Annotated in this window: 19 protein-coding genes; 13 read left to right on the top strand and 6 right to left on the bottom strand. The window is 44.1% G+C overall.

Annotation, left to right across the window (positions count from 1 at the left end; translation table 11 throughout):
• The first annotated feature begins 18 nt into the window (after positions 1–18).
• From AC3E9V_RS22805 to AC3E9V_RS22750, 12 genes are all read left to right on the top strand, one after another.
• On the top strand, positions 19–2,520 hold the full coding sequence (locus AC3E9V_RS22805; RefSeq protein ID WP_488750481.1) for a carbohydrate-binding protein: 2,502 nt from the start codon (positions 19–21) through the stop codon (positions 2,518–2,520).
• 121 nt (positions 2,521–2,641) lie between these two features.
• Complete coding sequence (locus AC3E9V_RS22800; RefSeq protein ID WP_488750480.1) at positions 2,642–3,685, top strand: Gfo/Idh/MocA family oxidoreductase; 1,044 nt, start codon at positions 2,642–2,644, stop codon at positions 3,683–3,685.
• Positions 3,686–3,901: 216 nt separating this feature from the next.
• The gene (locus tag AC3E9V_RS22795) at positions 3,902–4,636 is read left to right on the top strand and encodes a PH domain-containing protein (protein WP_488750479.1); all 735 of its coding nucleotides are present in this window, start codon (positions 3,902–3,904) and stop codon (positions 4,634–4,636) included.
• A 244-nt stretch (positions 4,637–4,880) separates the two neighbouring features.
• Entirely contained in the window at positions 4,881–5,729 is an 849-nt protein-coding gene (locus AC3E9V_RS22790) for a phospholipase D-like domain-containing protein (protein WP_488750478.1), read from the top strand.
• A gap of 241 nt (positions 5,730–5,970) precedes the next feature.
• A complete protein-coding gene (locus AC3E9V_RS22785) occupies positions 5,971–6,159 on the top strand; it encodes a hypothetical protein (RefSeq protein WP_488750477.1) in 189 nt (62 codons plus the stop codon).
• Entirely contained in the window at positions 6,156–6,527 is a 372-nt protein-coding gene (locus AC3E9V_RS22780; RefSeq protein WP_488750476.1) for a type II toxin-antitoxin system death-on-curing family toxin, read from the top strand. The genes AC3E9V_RS22785 and AC3E9V_RS22780 overlap by 4 nt, the downstream gene beginning before the upstream one ends.
• A gap of 630 nt (positions 6,528–7,157) precedes the next feature.
• The gene (locus AC3E9V_RS22775; RefSeq protein WP_488750475.1) at positions 7,158–7,913 is read left to right on the top strand and encodes a DUF6261 family protein; all 756 of its coding nucleotides are present in this window, start codon (positions 7,158–7,160) and stop codon (positions 7,911–7,913) included.
• 203 nt (positions 7,914–8,116) lie between these two features.
• Entirely contained in the window at positions 8,117–8,443 is a 327-nt protein-coding gene (locus AC3E9V_RS22770) for a hypothetical protein (RefSeq protein WP_488750474.1), read from the top strand.
• Positions 8,444–8,459: 16 nt separating this feature from the next.
• Entirely contained in the window at positions 8,460–9,293 is an 834-nt protein-coding gene (locus AC3E9V_RS22765; RefSeq protein ID WP_488750473.1) for a hypothetical protein, read from the top strand.
• A 143-nt stretch (positions 9,294–9,436) separates the two neighbouring features.
• A complete protein-coding gene (locus tag AC3E9V_RS22760; RefSeq protein WP_488750472.1) occupies positions 9,437–10,177 on the top strand; it encodes a hypothetical protein in 741 nt (246 codons plus the stop codon).
• 228 nt (positions 10,178–10,405) lie between these two features.
• Positions 10,406–10,855, top strand: a complete 450-nt coding sequence (locus tag AC3E9V_RS22755; RefSeq protein ID WP_488750471.1) for a hypothetical protein — start codon at positions 10,406–10,408, stop codon at positions 10,853–10,855.
• 216 nt (positions 10,856–11,071) lie between these two features.
• Positions 11,072–11,260: a CsbD family protein gene (locus AC3E9V_RS22750; protein WP_488750470.1), complete on the top strand. Its 189-nt coding sequence runs from the start codon at positions 11,072–11,074 to the stop codon at positions 11,258–11,260.
• A gap of 186 nt (positions 11,261–11,446) precedes the next feature.
• On the opposite strand, the gene AC3E9V_RS22745 is transcribed toward AC3E9V_RS22750, so the two are convergent.
• Together AC3E9V_RS22745 and AC3E9V_RS22740 are read right to left on the bottom strand one after the other, a co-directional pair.
• The gene (locus tag AC3E9V_RS22745; RefSeq protein WP_488750469.1) at positions 11,447–11,914 is read right to left on the bottom strand and encodes a hemerythrin domain-containing protein; all 468 of its coding nucleotides are present in this window, start codon (positions 11,912–11,914) and stop codon (positions 11,447–11,449) included.
• A gap of 7 nt (positions 11,915–11,921) precedes the next feature.
• Positions 11,922–13,868 (bottom strand): pyridoxal phosphate-dependent decarboxylase family protein, encoded by a 1,947-nt coding sequence (locus AC3E9V_RS22740; protein WP_488750468.1) that lies wholly within the window; start codon positions 13,866–13,868, stop codon positions 11,922–11,924.
• Positions 13,869–14,068: 200 nt separating this feature from the next.
• Between AC3E9V_RS22740 and AC3E9V_RS22735 the strand changes: the two genes are divergently transcribed.
• Complete coding sequence (locus tag AC3E9V_RS22735; RefSeq protein ID WP_488750467.1) at positions 14,069–15,217, top strand: hypothetical protein; 1,149 nt, start codon at positions 14,069–14,071, stop codon at positions 15,215–15,217.
• Between the two features lie 153 nt (positions 15,218–15,370).
• Here AC3E9V_RS22735 and AC3E9V_RS22730 read toward each other — a convergent pair whose 3' ends face one another.
• The 4 genes from AC3E9V_RS22730 to AC3E9V_RS22715 form a co-directional block, all read right to left on the bottom strand.
• Positions 15,371–15,628: a PIN domain-containing protein gene (locus tag AC3E9V_RS22730; RefSeq protein WP_488750466.1), complete on the bottom strand. Its 258-nt coding sequence runs from the start codon at positions 15,626–15,628 to the stop codon at positions 15,371–15,373.
• Between the two features lie 206 nt (positions 15,629–15,834).
• Positions 15,835–16,827, bottom strand: coding sequence for a Gfo/Idh/MocA family protein (locus AC3E9V_RS22725; protein WP_488750465.1), 993 nt, complete (start codon positions 16,825–16,827; stop codon positions 15,835–15,837).
• A 131-nt stretch (positions 16,828–16,958) separates the two neighbouring features.
• Positions 16,959–17,357, bottom strand: coding sequence for a hypothetical protein (locus AC3E9V_RS22720; protein WP_488750464.1), 399 nt, complete (start codon positions 17,355–17,357; stop codon positions 16,959–16,961).
• Positions 17,354–18,331, bottom strand: a complete 978-nt coding sequence (locus AC3E9V_RS22715) for a type IV toxin-antitoxin system AbiEi family antitoxin (RefSeq protein WP_488750463.1) — start codon at positions 18,329–18,331, stop codon at positions 17,354–17,356. The genes AC3E9V_RS22720 and AC3E9V_RS22715 overlap by 4 nt, the downstream gene beginning before the upstream one ends.
• Positions 18,332–18,390 lie beyond the last annotated feature (59 nt).

The following is an 18,390-nucleotide window of genomic DNA, read 5'->3' as shown; positions in this document are numbered from 1 at the left end:
TAAAACCCATCAATGCTTATGAAAGCACTAACTAAACAATCGTGGGGAGGAAGCGGGGACGGAATATTAAACTCATTGAATCAACTACTTAACCGGCAAGGCCGAAAATTAATGATGCTGTTGCTGGCCTGCATTGCCATTGGCTGGAATGCCAATGCGCAAAGCTGCTGGCTGGAAGCCTCAGGAACCCAAATTGTCAATGCGGAAACGCAGCAACCGATTATGCTGCGAGCAGTCGGACTTGGTAACTGGGGACTGCAGGAAGGCTATATGCTCAACCCGCAGGGATGTACCGGCTGCCCGGGTACTCAGTGGCAAATGAAGCTGCAATACTATAATGAAGGACTCACAGAGCAACAGGTAGAGGATTTCTATCAATCCTGGCGAGATAATTTCATTACCAAAGCAGACATTGATTACATCGCGTCACTGGGCTTTAACAGTGTCAGGTTACCCATGCACTACGAGCTGTTTCTCACAGATGCGCAGCGCTCGGTAAGAAATGATGTGATCACTGACATCAACTACGGTCATGATGTCTATAAAAATTCACTACAAACCTGGTATGACAATGATCAACTGTTTAATGATCCAAATCTGGACGGATTTCAGATTATTGATAACCTGATCAGCTGGTGTGCGGATAATGACATGTACATCATCCTGGATCTGCATGCTGCTCCTGGTGGGCAGGGATCAGATGCCAATATCGCGGATATTTTTCATAACAATAACCTCTGGCAGTTCCAGGTTTTCCAGGATGTGACTAACCGGTTGTGGGACCGCATTTCTGCCCGATACATCAATGAACCACGCATTGCCATGTACGATCTGATCAACGAACCCAATAACGTGCCCGGAGGAGGACAGACCATTCATTCTTTACTTCAGCGCCTTATCACCACCATCCGAAATAACGGAGACAATCACCTGCTGACCATAGAAGGGAATGGCTGGGGTAATAACTATGATTACCTGGAGCCGTTCACCTTCTCTCCAAACTGGGGGCTGGTCTACAATGCGCATCGTTACTGGATAGATCCGGCGGATGACTGGGTGGCTGATGCTAATCCCAATCAAATTAACCGAATGGCTAACCTGGTAGCATTTAGAGATACACATCAGGTGCCGGTGTGGATCGGTGAAACGGGAGAGAATACCGCAGAATGGCTCAGGCAAAACATCGTCAAGCTCGAAAATGAAAACATCGGCTGGTGCCACTGGACCTACAAACGACACGACGTGGGTGAAAACGCCGCCTTGATGCGGATAGGTAGCAGCTATCCCACAGACGGAGCTGCTGCTATGAGTACAGTATTGGAAAGCATCAAGTTTGAAAACTGTATCCCCAATCCAAACACGATCAGTGCTGTCACACAAGATCTGCCGGCTCCCGGGACAAGTGGCTGTAACGGAACGACCACTCCCTCAGGGTGTACAGGATCTTATGCAAGCATCAGCTCACCGATACAGGCCGAGGCATACTGCGACATGGCGGGTATCCAAACGGAGAATACATCTGATACCGGAGGGGGGCAAAACATCGGCTGGATCGATGCAGGCGACTGGGCAGCCTATCGGATCGATGTACCTTCAGCAGGTGACTATGAAGTATCGTATCGGGTAGCCAGCCAAAATGGTGGAGGTACCGTTCGAATGGAATCACTTGGAGGAGGAACGGTCTTTGGGTCAGTGAGCGTGGATGCTACGGGTGGATGGCAAAGCTGGACCACCGTTTCGCATACGGTATCGCTCAATGCCGGTCAGCAGGAGATAGCGCTGGCTTTTCCGGCAGGGGGCTTTAATATCAACTGGTTTCAAATCACTGAGGAAAGCCCTGCCAACGGAGCGCCAGTAGGACAAACCATCTGGCTTCAGGGCAGCAACGGTCTGTATGTCTCATCAGAAAACGGTCAGTCCGGAATGATGTGCGATCGCACTTCTGTTGGCGGTTGGGAACAGTTTACAGTAGTAAGTACTGCTGATGGGAAAGTGGCCCTTCAGGGAAGTAATGGCTTGTACGTCTCTTCAGAAAATGGCCAGGCAGCCATGATCTGTGATCGGACCAGCATTGGAGGCTGGGAGGCATTTGAGTGGGTGGACCTTGGGAACAATACCGTAGCACTGCTGGGTTTTGGTGACCAGTACGTTTCCTCCGAAAACGGACAGGCTGCCATGATGTGTAACAGAGCCTCCATTGGAGGCTGGGAGACCTTTACCTGGGGCAGTGTATCCGGGGCCAGAACCACCAGTGCTGGCGCTGAGAATCAGCCGCAACTTCACACATTGATTTACCCGAACCCCACTGCAGATTCCTTTGTGGTCAATCTCAGCGGATTGAAAGCCGATTCCGGCATTTTGAGGATCCACGATGTTTCGGGTAAGGTTTTTTCCTCTCAAAAACTATCTCAGGAAGTCTCGGAAATCCGGGTTCCTGATCAAATAGCCCCCGGGATCTACTTTGTTACGATTGAAGCGGCAGATCGGATCATCTCCAGGAGGTTATCCATTGAAAAGTAACTGAACGTAAATCTTTCTTCATACTTTAGACGACGACAAGGAGGCGCATTTTTGCGTCTCTTTGCTTTTTGTGGGATTCTAAAAAGATTGCTTTTCTTTATTTTCGAGTAAAACTACTATCATGCAACCCATCAAAACAGCTCTTCTTTCTTTCGGCATGTCCGGAAAAGTATTCCATGCCCCTTTCATTCATTTACACGAAGGCTTTCAGCTTTTGGGAGCATGGGAGCGGTCCAAAAAATTGATAGCCGCTGCTTACCCGGGGGCTCGCAGCTATGGCACCATGGCTGAGTTGCTCAACGACGCAAATGTGGAGCTGGTCGTGGTAAATACACCCACCTATACCCACTATGAGTATGCCAAAATGGCCTTGCTTGCCGGTAAGCATGTGGTCGTGGAAAAGGCCTTTACCACCACCACCAAAGAGGCTGTGGAGCTTCAGCAGCTGGCCGGTGAAAAGGGGCTGAAACTTTCCGTTTTCCAAAACAGGCGTTGGGACAGTGATTTTAAGACCGTGAGATCAGTGGTTGAGGAGGGGTTGATAGGTGAAATAGTGGAGGCCTCCATTGCATTTGCACGATACAAAGCGGAGCTAAGCCCGAAGACCCATAAGGAAGCGCCGGGTCCGGGAGCCGGGATCCTCAAAGACCTGGGGGCACACGTCATCGATCAGGCGTTGTGTTTGTTTGGTATGCCAAAGGCTGTCTTTGCAGATATTGGGGTCACCCGGCCGGATTCGGATGTAGACGACTATTTTGATATTTTACTGCGCTATGATGACAAGCGGGTACACGTGAAAGGCGGGTATTTTTTCAGAGAACCTACGCCTGAGTTTGCTTTTCACGGAACGAAAGGCTCTTTTTTAAAATCCCGTTCGGATGTGCAGGAGGATCAGCTGCAGGCAGGTAAACGTCCGGGAGAGGCTGATTACGGAGTAGAGGATACAGCTGATCAGGGCTTACTTCATACCGGGATCAATGGAGAGGTGATTCGGAAAAAGATTAAGACCCTGCCGGGGAGTTACATGGATTTTTATGAAGCTGTTTATCAGTCCATAGCCAATGACAAACAAGAGCCCGTTACCGCTCAGGACGGGATCAATGTAATGCGGATCATCGATGCGGCATTTGAGAGTGATGAGCATGGGCGGGTGGTAGATATTTAAGGGAAGAGTGAGAAGTATAAAGGAATAGTAAAACCGTTTGAAAATAAAAGAAAAAGCAAGATATGCAAGCAGCTTCTCTACCCCCGGCCTGTGGCTCAGAGGCTGGATATCGCAAGGTCTGGTGGGCCACAGACCAAGAGGATTGATAAAATAAAAATCCGTTAGATTTGGAATGATGTAGGTTGGATATGTGCAATAGGTGTTGCACATAGACAAATGTTAGTAGCAATTCCGCACTTGGAGAAATCATTTCAAATATCGCAAACAGGCATTTCAAAATCTCTCAAATATTTGAGAAGACATCTCTATTATTTACCGGTTGGAATGCTTGTCGTTATTCCTTTTGCTCATTACATCAAGGACAAGAGCTGGGAGTTCTCTTACACATATGGACCTCCCTTAGCAGTTGCTGGATTCATTGTCTTAGAGGTCATACCGACTCTAATATTTCACTTAATCCACTGGACAAGATCGCGGCATTTTCAAATATTAATTGATTCCACTAATAAAACCATAACGTTCCAACTTAATAAGGGCGGCTCTCATAAATTTAGCTTTGATCAGCTGAAGGTCACTGAACACCTTTCATTATATCAAGAGAATAAAAAGCGCTTGTCAACAGGTTGGTCTAACTACTCCTATCTACAGATTTTAACATCTGATAATAAGGAGTTTCAGATTAGCTCATTAATTCTTACAAAAGAGCAATTACCTATTGAACCAATAGAAACTAAGTATTCCTTTTGGCCATCAATTAACTCAGCTTACAAAGACCATCAACCCGAGATTGATCGAACTGAACAACATAGAAAAGAACAATTGTACAATTGGAAAGAAAAGTTCTCAAACCTATCAAGCGAGGAACTTAAATCAAGGCTTGAACGACCGAAGGATTATGATGAACTCCCGAGATTAGCGATGGAACAATTGCTTAAAGAAAAAAGCTACTAACATTCTTTATAAATCATGGCTGGTCAGTGGGTCATTGTTTCTTTAGCTCTTTGTAGATAGTCCGTCAATCCGCAGGATTGACTTATTGGTGAAGATTAATTTATTAAGCCAATCCTGCGGATTGCCTGGGTAGTTGACGTAAATTTTTATACTTTTAATCAGCCACGAATTTATACAGTGGCGTTAGGTTTCATGCCGCTACGAAGATCTAAATCACAGTACATTTTAATTAGGAGGTCAATAAATGAAGTCTGAAGTTCATTTTAGCAACATAAAAACGGAGATAATTGGTCAACTTAAAAAAGCTGATAAAGAAGTCAAAGTGGCCATTGCCTGGCTTACTGATGAAGATATTATCAGGACACTTTCACAACGCGCAGGAAGTGGATTGAACGTTGAAATCGTAATTAGTGAATCCAAGGAGAACTTTAGAAACGTCTCCAAGTGGAAAGACTTTTTGAAGCAAGGAGGTAAACTGCACATTGCCGCACCGAAGTTCTTGCATCACAAGTTTTGTATTATTGACAATATTACAATTATAAATGGCTCTTACAACTGGACATACTTCGCCCAAAGCAATGAGGAAAACATATTGGTAATAACTTTGGACACTGACCTAGAGGAAGATAAAAAATTGCTCAGGAAATTTGAAGCCAAGCACAACTACTTTTGTCAGAAAAGCTCTTATCAGATTAGCGATGTTTCTGAATTGAATAAATTTAAGGAAGAGGGGAAAATCGCTGCAACCATTCTTACCCAGCTTGACGAGGAGGAAATCAAAATTCGACAAGAATTGGAAGACGATGTAACCCGATCATTCGGAGAAGCCCGATCAATCGGGATTGGGGTAAGCGAATATCTTTTGGAACGAATGAAATCGGATGGTGGTGGTGTAGAGTTCATCAAGCGAATTCTTCATGATGAAATGTCTTCGGGAGAAATGAAATCAGGCTTTAAGAAACTTGAGGAACCGATCCCTCACCGAGTTGATCTTTCGTTGGAATATTTGGCCTGTAGACCGAAGTATCGGAGACTGTTTTCTGAACAAGAACTGGAATTCTGTGATAAGCTGGTAAAGAAGTACAACCTGTAGGGCACCACCCCAACCGCACACTAACAAACGAACTAAAATGAACGCATAAACAGGACGGAGAAAAATGCACGAAAACCTAACAAATGATATGACGCATGCCTCAAACTGCCATTTTGAATCTTACGTGCAAATCAGCTACTTTAGAAGACATTTATTAAGTCCAGAGGCACGCGTCATATCTGGACGTTACCTTGAATTTTCGCACTGAACAGTTTTCCTGCCAAATTCGTATCTTTGATATATGAGTAGAGAAGAAATAAAGACAGCAATTAGTGAACTCTTAGATAATACTCCTGAACAAGTGCTTCAAGAGGTTTTTGATTATCTGAAATCTGCACAAGGAAAATCAAATGAATCTGTTTCTCTATCGCAGAACCTACGAACCATCTTAACTGAAGATAAAGAACTGCTGGAAAGACTGGCTCAATGATCTCAGAAAAGGAAGCCCTAGAAATCCATGCTATTCTCATTGAACGATTTGGTGGATCTGATGGAGTTCGAGATAAAGAACTTCTGGATTCAGCTTTGAATCGACCCTTCCAAACATTTGATGGAAAGGAACTTTATCCAACACCTATTGACAAGGCTGCCGCAATCCTTGAAAGCATTGTCAAGAACCACCCATTCACAGATGGCAATAAACGAACTGGTTATGTGTTAGCTCGACTTCTTTTGATGAACGAACAACTGGACATTCACGCTGAACAAGAGCAGAAATATCAACTCGTAATTTCAATCTCAACTGGAGAACTGAGCTTCGATCAAATCAGGGAATGGCTTGAAAAGAACTCAAGGTAACAGTCTATACCAGTTATATGCCAAAGTGTATTCTGGCTGGTTTCAGTGCAACTCGCCCATGAAAACTGCCCATTCTGAGACTTCAGTGCTTTTGGATACTCCGTTCGGCGCGTTTGTAACGCGTCCCCTTACCATCTTCTACCCCCGTTTCTAGCCCCACAGGCCGGATACCACTTAGTCTATAGCCCCAGAGCCTCACTTCCCCGAACCTCTAAACACTGAATGGGACATTCCACACTGCGAGGAAGCTTCCCCACTCCCGGATTTCCCTCCTGACGTCATCAGGAGCGTTTCCCCACCCGGGGATTTGGTGCTACAGGCTACGAGAAGTTTTCCGAACGCTCGGATTTCGTGCTGCAGTCTGCAGGAAGTTTTCCGAACGCCCGGATTTCATGCTGCAGGCTGCGGGAAGGTTTCCGGATCCCCGGATTTCGTGCTGTAGGCTACGGGAAGGTTTCCGAACATTCGGATTTTATGCTGACGTCATCAGGAGGGCTTCAGCACCTTTAGATTTCATGCTAATAACTTCAGAATAAAATTTTTTCATGATTTCTGCGAAAATATTTTGCATCAAACCAATAGATGCAATAATTTAGCTTCGTATATGACGCTTAAAACAAACTATTAAACATGCACAGACCACAATTTAGTTATTACAAAAACGGAGAATGCCTACAATTTATTGATAACATACTGACGATCCTCCAGGATGGTGATCCGGCGGCGCTGAAGATTGAGCCCCAGGTGACTCATCTGGGTGAGCAGTTTCAGGCCCTGAAAAACCTCTATATCATCGACCAGGGCAATGCCATCACTAAAGAAATACAGGACCTGGACAGTCGGCGAGACAACGCACTGATTGGCATCAATGCCAATGTGGATTCGTATCGGAGGCATTTTCAGGAAGAGAAGCGCCAGGCTGCAGCAATACTGCGGGCACATCTGGACAAGTATGGACGGGACCTCTACAGGCGCAGCTACCCGGAAGAGACTGCAGGTGTAAGGAACCTGGCAGAAGACATTGAGAAAAAACCACAACTGGCCGCAGCAGTAGAAACACTGAGTCTGCCCGAATGGGTAGCCGAGCTAACTGAGTCAAATGACCTGTTTGATCAAAAATACCTGGAGCGTAACAAGGCCTATGCCGAAGCGCCAAAAGAGAAGTTTGCCGATGTGCGTGAGGACACGGAAGCGGCTTATGAAGAAGTGGCCAGGCACCTGTCTGCCCATGCAGTGATCACTCCTGGCGCACAGTACGACCAGGTGATCAACCAGATCGACCAGCTTACAGCCACTTACAATCAAAGCGTAAACAACAGGATTGGCAGCGGTGATGAGAATGAAGTGCCTGCCGGTAGTGATGCGGTATTTTCGAATAACGCATAGATGGGCTGATAGCGTCCGGGTATAGGTCATTTAGTGGGCTGTACCCGGATTTGTTAGTGAAGTTCCTTTCAAATTTTACCTTTCCTACCATTAACCTTATCACACACAAACTTACTTGCGCCTGTCTAAAACTCTAGCGATTGTAAAGCGGGAAAGGTAAATCAGATAAAAGAACTGATGGAAATAGAGGTATCAAATGGAAAGTGAAACACGCAACCCCTTTATTTGGAAGCCGTCAGGTGTATGCTAAAACGACAAATTATAAAAAAGGTGGCCTATTTGGAAATGACTGGGTAAAATACCGCAACTATTGTGAAGCTCAGGTGTATGGTTATGTAGCAGGAACGCCTGGCGCTAGTTCTTGTACAAGTCAGGTCGACTTTAATCCACTTCACGGGCTTTGGGTAGAATACGATAAAAAAAGTGTTAAGCATAAAATATTTGTTGAAACAAAAACCAAATCCGGTTGGGTGAAAGGATACCATTATGGGGCCGGGGGAAGAACGAAAAATAGTGTTCTTACTTGGTGAAAATAATAAGGTAATAATGATCAAAGGAACATTACTATGGATTAAAAGCACAGCAGTACTTTTGCTGTGCTTATTCTGTTTTCCATCTGAAGCTCAAATAGAGTCGTCAGATCAGCATTTAACTTATAAAAGGCAATGGCGTTTTTCGATATCGACCCTTGTTTATGATAACTTAAAGATCTCCAATCAGGGAACTAAGCACTTACAATCCCTTCCGACATTGAGTGGAGAGTTTACTGTTTCTTATTTTCAACATATCAAAAAAGGCTTTGGGATCATCATTGGCGCCGGTGTTGGGATTACACCTTACAATTTGAGGTATCGCTTTATGGCACCTGATGATAGTCCATTCCATTTTGATAATGGGGAGCCATTTGAATTGGATCTCTTCCATAACGATTATGATGGACTGTATTTTCAAGTGCCTGTGTCTATACATAAGACAATCCCCACTTTGAGAAAACATGATTACTCAATAGAGGTCGGTTCCAAATTGAATCTACAGAATATTGATCCTGATTTCCTTCCGTACAGATGGGAATTTGGTTCTGAATATGAAGTAGATAGTGACAATGTAAGGCTGTTTGACTCCTATCAGGAAACAAATAACGGGATTTTAGCAATCAGCTATTTTTTAAAAATAGGTCTTATCAGACCAACAGTAAATCAGCATACACTTGAATACAGGCTAGTGGTGAATTGGTCTCCCGCGATCATACGAAAAGGCGAATATGAATTTCAAAATTTGCCTTATACAAGTAGCGGAACAACAGAACAGAATATTAATTTTATTGGATTTGAGTTTACCTATGGACTTACAAAACTTCGTCGGTTAAAGGGAAGCCCATAAAGCCCATTGTGGGTCCGGGTGTAGACCGTGGGGTGGTTTGTGTCTGGATTTGTTAGCAAGTATTGGATGGAAGCAGGGCAAAATGCTTTTGGCTTAAAAAATCACAAGAAGCCTGAAATGGAAAAAGTCACTACGATAAGCCTATGAAAAAGTTTAATTTACTAATAATTATCTGGCTATTTAGCTATGCGGAATTATTTGCACAGCGATCGACAGATCTATCGTTTTATTTTGCTCCTGCAAGAGTCTTTACTGTAATTGAAAGCCGGGCTAACGCTTTTGATGCGTATGCAGCAGACCGAAAAGAAAATGAACCTTCCAGAGGAGGCGTAATTTTAGGGATAACAATTGAAAGACCCCTTACAGGTAGCCTTAAATATCAAACAGGACTATCATTTGCTTTTTACGGTCTAAAGCCAGATAGATTGAATACAAACGACCTTCATACAGAGAACAATCCTGGCAGATTGAGTTATATTGGAAGGCAGGAGTATTACTTTTTAACGGTGCCCTTTGACATTAAAAAGGATCTCTTGCAATTTACTTCCGGACCAGACAAACAGGGAAAGGTTGTTGATTTTACACTATACGCTATTGGTGGGGGAGCTGGTAGCTATATGTTTCGATCCATGTACGAGCGAAGGTATGAACTGCAAGATGGTGGCGAGGAAATTACTGAAAATGAATTTGAAGACAGTTTTGATAACAACCCTTTCAATATCGTAGCTCAAGCTGGATTAGGATTTCAAATCAGGATGAACCAAAAATGGAATATAATACTTCAACCTACTATAAGCCATAATCTATTCTCACTTTATAAAACAGGCATTAGGGAAAGACTTACCATTTTTTCAACTAAAGTAGGGTTTGGTTTTAGCTTATAGCATGAGTTGGTAAATGATCCACCGTTCAGGCGCGTTTGTAACGCGTCCGCTTACCATCTTCTACCCTGGCTGTAGCCCCACAGACCTTGGAGTGGGCCAAGAAGATTGATAAAATTAAAAATCCATTAGATTTGGAATGATGTACGTTGGATATATGCAACGGTTGTTGCAGATAGATGAATATTAGGCATAGTCGGCGGAACTTCAGAATTTCTCAACATTTAATAAATGAATTATTTCAGAGTCGGTGACATTTACGAATTTAAAGGTGAGTCCAACTGCTTCGGGCTCTTGGTAACAAAAAAGGAATCAGGTTTCACCACATTCACCTACCTGAACGAATATCTTGAAGCGTCTGACAAGAACGATCTACTATCGCAATCCTCGATTATTTATCACCAGCGCTCACAATCGATAATGGTGAGAATTTTAACATTGATTTTAGGTGGAGATAACCCAGAAGGATATTTTGGATTCATGGCAGACGAGGAAATTGTCAAAGAAATCTCTCCACAACTTAACTTCAGATTCAGCCTGAACAAGCTGAATTCCGACGACTTGTTTCAAATTGGAGGAACGTCTTTGGCTAGGTCCAACGAACTCGAACTCATTCTTAATCATTGCCAGAACTTCCAACTATCTCGTAGTAAGAAGGTCAACTTAAAAGACTATGCCTAACATTATGTATGAAAGTCCCACTGTGGCTCGGAAGTAACTTCCGTGCCCCACTAATAGATAGATACAAACGCGCTCGAACGGGAAGGGGACAGATACGAAGCAGGAGCTTATCCCCGCACTCTCACAGTGTAAATAATACAACTTTTTCTGGTTTTGATGTAACAGAATGAGTCCACCCATCAATGACCTTTACATGTAGAATTAATCACGAGAGATATGAAAAACAAGATGGAATTAAAAGGCAACTGGAATGAAGCCAAAGGAAAACTAAAGCAAAAATATGCTGCACTTACAGACAGTGATTTGCTGCTCGTAGAAGGAAAACAAGATGAAATGCTTGGCAGGCTCCAGAAAAAACTGGGTAAAACAAAAGAAGAAGTTCAGCGAATGATCTCTGATTTGTAACGCATACCCTTGTGGATTGCTAGGAAGGCTGGCTTGCGTCCAGCCAGAGGCATCTCTGTCACCAACAACACCACCTAACGAAGAAAAGTTATTTCCGTGTCACTATAGTAGATACAAAACGCCCTCGAACAGGAGATGGCTCCAAAAAACTCTATGATGCCTCAATGAACTATGGATCATGGAGACCTACTTCCAAAACAGATCATCCGTATTCTCCTCAAAAGGTGCCTCTGTGTGTACCTCACGGATTTTGTTCAGCTCTTCAAACGTCGCTTTTTCCTGGATCTCATTAAATAGTACCCGCTCCTCAAAGCGAATGTGATTTTCGAGCGCCTGCTCTATGGCTTTGAGGTTTTCCACATCGGAGGGATCATTTCCAAACAGCTGCTCCAGCTTTCTATGCTGAGCTATGGCCTTCCTGACCAGTTCATCTTCATTTCCTAAAATCGGGAATATGTGCTCCTCCTCGATTTTAAAGTGTGGGATCAGGTGTTCATTGTAAAACCAGTCAGCGTACCTTTTTATCCGTTCCGGGGCAACTCCTTTCGATAAGCCGGTACGAATTTTCCAGCACAGCAGCAAGCCCTGGTGATGTTCTCTGCTGATCGGCTGAAGGCTTGGGTGGCGTCTTATGGGTTTTGAAGTGTTGCTCATTATTTGATTATACGAAAACAGCAGCTTTTGTTTGATTTAGATTCATTTTCTGAAATGCATCATTGGCTACCTTATATAAGTTCAAAACCAGGTTTTTCAGGTGATCGGTATCCTTGCCGAGTGCAGGGGTCAGCCAGGGATTGATAACCACTGATCGTAGCAAGAACAAACCATTTTGCTCATATTGCTTTTGCGGGTTATCAAAATCAGTAAGCAGATGGTCAACGGACTGATACGGATAATGACTGGGGAAGAAATGGGTATGTGAAATGAAATATTCCTGCCTGTAGGGCATCTGCTGTTTGCCGCCGGTATTTTTTAGCGAAAACGCCTGGTAAACCTGTTGATTAAGCTTGTTTTGAAAGTCCAGGGAATCATTGTTTTCGATGGTAAACCGGTAACAAAGGACATTGCAATCGGGTGTATCGATGGCTTTGAGCCTGACCGGACCGTCCAAATCACTTTCTGCTTCCCGGATGATCTTATAAAACCGGTGAGCATTTTCCAGGGAGGCTTTGATCAGTTTACCATGACCATTTGGGTTTAGCGGGATGGTTTTATGTGTGAGCCAGGTAGCCACTGCGGATGCTCCTGGCTTTGATCCTTCGATAATGTATGGACCTACAGCCTCATCCAGGTCATTTACCTCCAGGGGGTTAGGTGTTTCATTGTTCAGGGTAATGTACGGAGCTACCTGGTGGGAGTGAAGTACGGCATACTTATCCTTAAAGTTGATCACACCGGATGGGTAGGGGATGTAACCCATCTTATGTGGGTCTATGGTGATGGAGTCTGCTTCAGGAAGCGCATGCAATGCCCTGCGTGCAAAGTGAGACAAACAGTGATCCTTAGGATCCAAGGCTTTTAAATAGCCTCCCCATGCGGCATCCACGTGAAACCAGAAGGAGGAATTGTGCCTGGTTTCCATTGATTTTCGGAGTGACAACATCTCATGGATCGGGTCTATGGCCCCCTCTTCCGTAGTGCCAAGAATGCCGATCAGCGCCAGTATTGGCTGGTGCGGACTCAGAGAATCCACAATATCGCTGAGCATATGCATGTCTACTCTGAAGTGGTCGTCTACCGGCAGGAACTTTACATTCTTTTCACCAAGCCCCAGAATGTTTGCAATCTTCCTGATGCTATAGTGTGCAGCCTGAGAGGCCAGGATTACCGGCTGAATATTAAGCTTTTGGTATACGGCATGGAGACCATTTTCAGTGATGCTATATGGTCCGTATTTCACCGCTTTCATGAGGATACTGGTGGCGGGCAGGTCCGGAAAGTCTTTTACCACTTCCTCAAACAAGGCCGGAAGCTTTACCTGCACTTCGGGCTGTAGTCTGATCAATGTAGCGTCTGACAGCTCGCGAATGTCTGACCGATCTCCGTTGGGAAGGTCTATAACGAACGGAATCTCACGCCTGAGACAAACTTCCTGGAAGGCCACTCCATTCAGTTGATTTTGGCGTGCTGCCCAGAGCGCTTCCATATTGGCTATGGTTCCGCCCGAGGTGATATGTGACCAGCTTTTCGTGGAATCATAACCCAGCATCTGCGCGATCATACGGCCGGATTCCAGCTCCAGGTCCAGGGTAATGGGCGCAGATTCGGAAGAGACGTTATTGGGGTTGTATAGCATGCCTGCAAAATATCCTACCAATCCTGAAACCAGATTTTCAGACACCATATGGCCCTGGTATCTTGGCGAATAGAATGGGTAATCTGCCTTAAGCCGATTGAGGACCTTGTCCAGGTTATTACTCAGAATGTCGAACCATGATTCGTGACTTCTGCGTGTGCCCCGGTCCAGGATCTGTTCATCTTCGGGGAAGTAATTTCTTCTCCAGTGAACGTAATCCTGCAGGATGTAATTGAGAATGTCTGACCAGGTGCGTCCATGCTCTGCTTTGGGGCCAAGAAAACCGGCTTCAATGGGAAAGTCCTCCTCCATAGTGTTGTTTATTGAATTTCTCAAAAGTAGCAGGCCGGAGGACCAAATGGTATGATGTAAATCAGGCAACGGCGGCTGTATCGGGTGACAAAGGTCAGGCGTGAGAAACCAGATTAACAGGTCGCACTTGGATCAAATCATAAATACCACTATTTTGTATGGATGAAATGCGGTGATTTTTCGCTTTTTAAGAAGTAACTATGGAGTTTTCTGAACTGTATAAGCATTATGATCAGCAGGAAGCACAGAGCTTTCGGTTCAGGAAGGACTTGGAAGAGCGACTTTCAAAGGACTACCTTTCCTTTTTTGAGAAATTTAAAAAACACACAAAGCTCGACCGGTTCACGTTCTCACTGTGCTTTGGATTAGCCTTGTTCCTGCTTCATCTCGGCGCTTCACTGATAGACGAGGACAGTGACCAAAAGCTCATTATTGAGGACTTTTCTTTCTTCCTGGCGATCTTAAATGCAGCCGGGCTGTACCTGGTATTTAACGCAACAGAGAAATTCCGGGAGTTCCTGGTGAACCTGATCCAATTAACCAAAGATGACGATAAAGCAACTGCGGAGTTTTTTCTAAATACCTATAAAACTAAATTTCTTGGTAGCCGGACCTTGTATTATGGTTTTCTTTTTGGAATCATTAATTCCGGTTTAGCCCTGGTCTTTGGGGTTTGCTACCTCCAACTGGGGCAATACTACCTGTTAAGTTCTTTTTTATTGCAGGTATTTACCATTGGATTTATCGGAGGAATTACGGTGAGCGCTACTATCGTGATCGTAAGGCTCATTAACAAAGTGTCCCTGGAAGAGGATATTAACCTGACTTATTTCTACCCGGACAAGTGTGCAGGAACGCTGGTCATAGGTAATATCCTTTTCCTTTTTTCCATTCACTTTATCATCATTGGGATACTGATATTTCTTTTCATCCACAACTTTCAGTGGACCAGCCTTGAAGCGGGCGATTACTATGTGAATGCGCTTATCGTCCTTTGGAAAGTGTTCCCGTTTATACTTTCGGCGATCATATTTTTCATTCCAACCAGGAAGCTCAACTCGATTTTGAAGGAGTACAAGCTATTTGAGCAGCTCAAGATCCGAAAGCGAATGAACTACCTCACCGGTATAATCATGTCCCTGGAATCTGACAGGGAGGAGTCTAAGGAAAAGATAGAAGTTCTGGATAATCATTATCAGAAACTCGTGAAGATAGACCAGGAGATCGGTGAGCTAAATACCTGGCCCTATAACCTGAGGCACAGGACTACATTTCTGAGTATATTCCTTCCTGTAGTCATAGGTGTGATCCTGGAGCTGTCAAAAAAAATAATCTCCGGTCTGTTTTAGTCCTGTTTTCTTCAAACCAATTTTCTATTTTGATGCCCTTCATGTTTGATGCCCTTCATGGATTCAAAGTCCTTGACATTGTCTGTGACAAGAGTTAGTTTATTTTCTATAGCAGTTACTCCTATCAATAGATCAAATTCATCGTGCATAGGTTTACCAATCCTTCTGAGCCTGACCTTTTCTTTGGCGTATCGCTTGATACTTCCATAAATTGGAATAATAGATAAGCCATTTAAAAAATTTGTGCGATTTTGTTGGGTTTCCACTGTTTTCTGCTCCATAACGGAGTTCAAAAGCGGTAATCTCCGAAACGTAGCAATTTTCCCGTCCTTTTTCTTTAATAACTTCATCCAGGTTCAGTTTCCCACGTAAGAAAAACACACAAATACTTGTGTCTAGCAAATACGGCATTAAAGGTCAATTTCTTTTTTCCTAAACTTTCTGCTTGATTTGATCTCGGCTATTATATCTTCAGCAGATTTAGACAATACCTTGAAAACAGCAAATAAAGGCTAATAGCCAACAGCTAAAGGCTAAAAGCTAAATTTTAAACACATAAAAGAAGCAGACTTCCGTTGGTAGTATTGGTGATCGTTCCTTTGAGTTTCAATTCAGACTTAACTCATCCATTCCATCACCTGGTTGGTTCGTGCACCGGAAACTCCTGTACTCACACACGATCCTCCCCCCAGCAGATCATCCACTACCTGTTGGATCAGTGGTTGCTGTATATGCTTTGGCAGGTCAAAGGAAAAGGTTTCTTCACCCTGATCATTTTTAAGGGTAACCTCGCTGCTGCCAAATGATGGGTAGGAGATTTCTCCTTTCGATCCTATGATCGTCGTAACATCTTTATCGCTGTGGGGGCTGGTAGTGAAGCACCAGCTTCCGGTACCCAATACCCCCGGCTCAAACTCAAAACTTCCGGTCACGATATCCTCCGCAGCATACTGCCCGGCCTGGTTAGCCGAATAACCGGTTGCCTTAACAATGGGGCCAAAAAGAAAATCCAGAAAATCCAGCTGATGACTGGCCAGGTCATAAAAATACCCGCCTCCTGCTGTTTCCGGGTCCACACGCCAGTGATTTTCCTGGTGGGTGATAATGTCCGGCTCCAGCGGTTTACACATTCGGATTTCGACAAACCTCACCTCACCGATAGCGCCTGATTCTACCAGTGATTTCACTTTCAGAAAGTTGGGGAGCGCCCGACGATAGTAAGCCACATACAGAGGCACCTGGCTGGCCTGGCAGGCTGCGATCATCTGCTGGCAGTCGGCGTAGGTCTTTGCCATTGGCTTTTCTACGTACACAGGTTTGCCTGCTTTTGCTGCCTTCAGCGTGTACTCCATATGAGCAACGGGTGGTGTGGCAATGTAAATGGCGTTGACATTGGGATCATTGATGAGCTGATCCGCATCACTGTACCATTTTTCTACGTGATGTCTTTGGGCATAGTCGGCTGCCTTTGCAGCATCCCGCCGCATTACCGCCGCTATTTTGGAATGCTTGATTAGCTGCATAGCCGGAGCGCTTTTTACTTCACATACGTCACCAACACCGATGATACCCCAGCGCACTTCGTCATCTTTGATCTTTTTTTTGCTCATGGATTTCACTTTTCTGAATGATATGCAATCTACGGAAGGCGGATGATTCATCAGGTATGCCAGGCGTGGGAATTTGTGGTGTTCAGGCCGATTTTGAACTTTTGGTACCCCTCTTTTGTACGCTAGGAATTTCACCGTATAAATCCCAGTACGTGAAGATCAGAGTACCTTTCATTAAATGAGATCGTGTCGTTTTCCTCTATCTTGCCAAAGGGCAACAGGTCTATAGCCACTTTATACTTTTCATGATACAATGTCCAGGGAGCCTTCACTTTCTTGAAACCTTTACTTTCCAGGTCAGCAACTATCCGCTCATATTCCTCAATAGTAGAAACCATCACCGCAAAATCAATATCCTTTGTACCACGACTTGGTTTAATTTCTTGCTTCAGCAACTCGAGGGCAATGGCATTCACACCTATCAGGTAGTAGGGAATATGATTGCTGGTCATCACCTCATCAACGATTTCAAATACCTCTTTGAAGTAAGGTATGGCAAGTTCCTTATATGATTGTTTGGAGGTACTCATCGAAAGAGGTGTTTATCAGAAATCAAGTTAGCCGTTTCCCTGCAACGCTTATTTCCGTTGATCATTAAATCAGCATAGATTAACTGGAGAGGTACATGGTTGAGGCGTCCATCCAATTCTTCATCCCAAAACCATTCATAAACATACAGTTCTCCTTCCGGGTGGGGCTTCAAGCGATAGTTTTGAATGAGTTCCTGTTGCGTTTCTTTGGTGTAAAGAATAAATTCTTCAGGTCTTAAATACTGCGTAAAAAGGTCGGCTGCCGGTTCACCTCCCCATAATGTTTTTTCACTGTTCAGGTGAATATTTTTCCAATCACCTGTTATCTTGTATCTCCCTAGAAATAGGGCAGGTCTGAGCGTTGTTGCGTATTCTGTAGTCCATCGGTCCAGTAGTGCCTTCCGGTCCTCCCACATATAGGTTTCATTGTTCAGCGGATGAATGTAACCTGTTTTTTTTAGTCCTTCAATAACCTGAGGGATATTTCCAACCGCAACGTGCGCTGCGGCTGCAATGTGCCTTTGCGGTTTGTTTATGAGTTGATCATCCAAAAGAAATTGGAAGACTACTTTCAGGCCGGTTTTTGTGAATGCCCTGTTTCCTTTTCCTTTTGCTAGTTGGATGGGTGGGTTTGTGTCTATCCAAACCCAAATATTGTCTCTTTTCAGGTACAGGTTACCATTTGCTTCAAGAAATGGTATCCTTAACTCCCTTAATTCCTGCTTAACCTTCGGGTATATCTTCTCGGCAATAACTAGGAGATTACCATTGAAATGATGGTTGAAAGCCATAATCTGTTCAATTTGATGTGGCCGAATTTCTTTTTTTACTTCAACATTGAAGGCGAATTCCTGATCATTAATAGTCAAAACAATTTGACCGTCCAAAGGATCATTTAAGGTCATGCGACCCTTAATGCCGGTGGTTTCCCTTAGTCGTTCCAGCGCTGTTTGAATAATCCTTTGTTCTTTCATGTTCACAAATATAACAGATTCACGTTTCGTGAACAAGTGAAAAAATTGAACACATGCTG

It is taken from the genome of Marinoscillum sp. HNIBRBA16962 (genome assembly GCF_057801515.1).
This window is presented reverse-complemented; position numbering and strand designations above follow the sequence as displayed.

Bases quoted from the DNA above. Each gene is read 5' to 3' on its own strand.
- AC3E9V_RS22740 (WP_488750468.1), bottom strand. From the start codon at position 13,868: ATGGAGGAGGACTTTCCCATTGAAGCCGGTTTTCTTGGCCCCAAAGCA.
- AC3E9V_RS22750 (WP_488750470.1), top strand. From the start codon at position 11,072: ATGAAAAACAAGATGGAATTAAAAGGCAACTGGAATGAAGCCAAAGGA.
- AC3E9V_RS22725 (WP_488750465.1), bottom strand. From the start codon at position 16,827: ATGAGCAAAAAAAAGATCAAAGATGACGAAGTGCGCTGGGGTATCATC.
- AC3E9V_RS22780 (WP_488750476.1), top strand. From the start codon at position 6,156: ATGATCTCAGAAAAGGAAGCCCTAGAAATCCATGCTATTCTCATTGAA.
- AC3E9V_RS22805 (WP_488750481.1), top strand. From the start codon at position 19: ATGAAAGCACTAACTAAACAATCGTGGGGAGGAAGCGGGGACGGAATA.
- AC3E9V_RS22755 (WP_488750471.1), top strand. From the start codon at position 10,406: ATGAATTATTTCAGAGTCGGTGACATTTACGAATTTAAAGGTGAGTCC.
- AC3E9V_RS22760 (WP_488750472.1), top strand. From the start codon at position 9,437: ATGAAAAAGTTTAATTTACTAATAATTATCTGGCTATTTAGCTATGCG.
- AC3E9V_RS22765 (WP_488750473.1), top strand. From the start codon at position 8,460: ATGATCAAAGGAACATTACTATGGATTAAAAGCACAGCAGTACTTTTG.
- AC3E9V_RS22800 (WP_488750480.1), top strand. From the start codon at position 2,642: ATGCAACCCATCAAAACAGCTCTTCTTTCTTTCGGCATGTCCGGAAAA.
- AC3E9V_RS22790 (WP_488750478.1), top strand. From the start codon at position 4,881: ATGAAGTCTGAAGTTCATTTTAGCAACATAAAAACGGAGATAATTGGT.
- AC3E9V_RS22795 (WP_488750479.1), top strand. From the start codon at position 3,902: ATGTTAGTAGCAATTCCGCACTTGGAGAAATCATTTCAAATATCGCAA.
- AC3E9V_RS22730 (WP_488750466.1), bottom strand. From the start codon at position 15,628: ATGCCGTATTTGCTAGACACAAGTATTTGTGTGTTTTTCTTACGTGGG.
- AC3E9V_RS22715 (WP_488750463.1), bottom strand. From the start codon at position 18,331: ATGAAAGAACAAAGGATTATTCAAACAGCGCTGGAACGACTAAGGGAA.
- AC3E9V_RS22775 (WP_488750475.1), top strand. From the start codon at position 7,158: ATGCACAGACCACAATTTAGTTATTACAAAAACGGAGAATGCCTACAA.
- AC3E9V_RS22720 (WP_488750464.1), bottom strand. From the start codon at position 17,357: ATGAGTACCTCCAAACAATCATATAAGGAACTTGCCATACCTTACTTC.
- AC3E9V_RS22745 (WP_488750469.1), bottom strand. From the start codon at position 11,914: ATGAGCAACACTTCAAAACCCATAAGACGCCACCCAAGCCTTCAGCCG.
- AC3E9V_RS22735 (WP_488750467.1), top strand. From the start codon at position 14,069: ATGGAGTTTTCTGAACTGTATAAGCATTATGATCAGCAGGAAGCACAG.
- AC3E9V_RS22785 (WP_488750477.1), top strand. From the start codon at position 5,971: ATGAGTAGAGAAGAAATAAAGACAGCAATTAGTGAACTCTTAGATAAT.